General features: G+C 67.6%; 1 pseudogene. It reads left to right on the forward strand.

From position 1 onward, the window contains the following. Nucleotides 1–595 (forward strand): annotated as a pseudogene (locus tag ACP7A5_RS17995) (penicillin-binding protein 2); the annotation flags it as partial.

Consider the following 595-nt stretch of genomic DNA (forward strand, 5'->3'; position numbering starts at 1 on the left):
GGTTCAGCCCCGTGCCGGTCAAGAGCGACCTGAGCTGGGAAGAGTTCGCCAAGGTCAATCTATACGCGCCCGAACTGCCCGGCGTGATGGCGGACATGAACGAGGCGCGCTTCTATCCCTACACCGGCGCCTTCGCCCATGTGATCGGCTATGTCGCCAAGGTCTCGGATCGCGACATCAAGGCGATCCGCGACACGGGCGAGGAGCCGCCCCAGATCCTGTTCAACCCCGGCTTCCGCATCGGCCGCTCCGGTGTGGAGAAGGCGCTGGACACCGACCTGCGCGGCGAGGCCGGCGGCAACCGGGTCGAGGTCGACGCGCGCGGCCGCGTCGTGGCCGAGGATGTCGGCGGCTCTCGACCTGCCGTGCCAGGCAAGGACGTGGTCCTGACGCTGGACGCCGACGTCCAGAACCGGGCGCTCGAGGTGTTCGGCGACGAGTCCGGGGCCTGCGTGGTCATGGACGTCCGCAATGGCGACATCCTGTGCATGATGTCGGCGCCGTCGTTCGACCCGAACCTGTTCGTCTCGGGTGTTCCGACCCGCACCTATCGCGCGCTGTCCGACTACGAACGCAAGCCGCTGCTGGACAAGAC

The organism is Brevundimonas sp. TWP2-3-4b1 (assembly GCF_049897665.1).
Taxonomy (GTDB): domain Bacteria; phylum Pseudomonadota; class Alphaproteobacteria; order Caulobacterales; family Caulobacteraceae; genus Brevundimonas; species Brevundimonas subvibrioides_B.